Origin of the sequence: Salipiger sp. HF18 (assembly GCF_011806505.1) — a bacterium.
GTDB classification, from domain to species: domain Bacteria; phylum Pseudomonadota; class Alphaproteobacteria; order Rhodobacterales; family Rhodobacteraceae; genus Salipiger; species Salipiger thiooxidans.
Genome location: NZ_JAATOS010000672.1, coordinates 1 through 1814, shown reverse-complemented (window position 1 = coordinate 1814; position 1814 = coordinate 1). Strand labels below are relative to the sequence as shown.

3 protein-coding genes are annotated in these 1814 nt (G+C 63.7%); all 3 read right to left on the bottom strand.

The features are described from left to right. Positions 1-194: ATP-binding cassette domain-containing protein (locus HC022_RS25705; protein ID WP_368484803.1), on the bottom strand; the 194-nt coding region annotated here is incomplete at its 3' end. A 12-nt stretch (positions 195-206) separates the two neighbouring features. Continuing rightward, the gene (locus HC022_RS25700; protein ID WP_089954753.1) at positions 207-1523 is read right to left on the bottom strand and encodes an amino acid ABC transporter permease; all 1317 of its coding nucleotides are present in this window, start codon (positions 1521-1523) and stop codon (positions 207-209) included. 1 nt (position 1524) lies between these two features. Continuing rightward, positions 1525-1814: ABC transporter permease subunit (locus HC022_RS25695; RefSeq protein WP_167454270.1), on the bottom strand; the 290-nt coding region annotated here is incomplete at its 5' end.

Sequence of the window (1814 nt, the reverse complement as noted above, 5' to 3'; positions counted from 1 at the left end):
CGGATCATCGTCGGCTTGCCCGAGCCCGAGGGCCCGGCGATGACGATCCGCTCGCCGCGGTAGACGGTGAGGTCGATGTCGCGCAGCACGTGGAAGTTCCCGTACCACTTGTTCATCTTCGTGATCTGGATGGCCACCTCGTCGGAGACGGTCATGTGGCTGAGGTCGACGGACGTGGTCGATTGTTGTTGCATGATCAGGTCTCCTTAGCGGTGCTCACGGCGGAGCTTTTTCTCGAGGAAGAGCGAATAGCGGCCCATGCTGAAGCAGAAGATGAAGAAGCAGAGGCCGATGAAGACGAAGAGCTCCCAGTAGATGCCGTTCCACTCGGTACTTGCCCGGATCGCGTTGGACAGGCCGATGGGGTCTAGCAGACCGATGAAGACCACCAGCGTGGTGTCCTTGAAGAGCCCGATGAACGTGTTCACGATCCCCGGGATCGAAATCTTGAGTGCCTGCGGCAGGATCACAAGCCGCATGGATTTCCAGTAGTCGAGCCCCAGCGCGTCGGCGGCTTCGTACTGGCCCTTGGGCAGGGCCGCGAGGCCCCCGCGCACCACCTCGGCGATGTATGCCGAGGAGAACAGCGTCACCATGATGATGACCCGCAGCATGAGGTCGAAGTTGGTGCCCGGCGGCAGGAAGTAGTTCAGCAGCAGCGACGCGGTGAACAGCCAGACGATCAGCGGCACGCCGCGGATCACCTCGATGAAGATCACCGAGCACTTGTTGATGAGGAACAGGTCCGACTGGCGGCCGAGCGCCAGCACGATGCCCAGCGGCAGCGACAGGGCGATGCCCGAGATGCCGATGATCATGGCCAGCATGAAGCCGCCCATCTGTTTGGACTGCACTTGCTCGAGCCCGATGGGCAGGATCGACGCCAGCAGGTCGTCGAGCGGCCCGGCCAGCACGAACCAGTACAGAAGCGGCACGACGATGGCGAGGATGACGCTGCCGAGCGCGCCGATGTAGGGGCTCGCGTAGCGGATGATCGCCCAGCCGATGACGAAGCCGAGCGCGACGCAGATCGGCCCCCAGATGGTGCCGCCCCAGATCAGCCAGAACAGGATGAAGGGCGCGACGACGGAGAAGGCCAGCAGCTTGCGTGGCAGCGATGAGAACAGCACCGGCGAGATCGCGACGAGGAACAGCACGAAGGCCAGCACCGGGCGCCAGTAGTGCTCGGGCGGGTAGAAGCCGAAGAGCAGCTGCTTCCAGCGTTCGCTGATCACCGCCCAGCAGGCGACGTTGGCGTCGGCGCCGTAGAGTTCGTCACGGATGGTGCGGCATTCCGAGAGGCTGCTGGCGTCCCAGATCCCGAACACCGCCCAGGGCATGACATGGCTCAGGACCGAGTAGATCAGCCAGACCGAGACCAGCGTCAGGATCACGTTCAGCGGCGTCGAGAGCAGGTTCTCGCGCATCCACTTGTAGGCGCCGGATTGCGAGAGCGGGGGCTCCTGCTGCTCGGTCATGGTGTCGCGGACGAAGGCGACGGTCTGTGCGTGGGTATCGCTCATCTCATCGCTCCTTCAGCTTCACGGAGTTGTTGTAGACGTTCATCACGCCCGAGATCAGCAGGCTGAGCACGAGGTAGAACAGGCCCAGCAGCAGCATCCCCTCGAGCTCGCGGCCCGTCTGGTTGATGGTGATGCCGCCCAGGGTCGAGCGGGCGTCCATGTAGCCCACCGCGATGGCGAGCGAGCTGTTCTTGGTGAGGTTCAGGAACTGCGAGATCAGCGGCGGAATGATGACCCGCAGCGCCTGCGGCAGGATCACGAGGTTCATCGTCGTGCCCGGGCGGAGGCCGA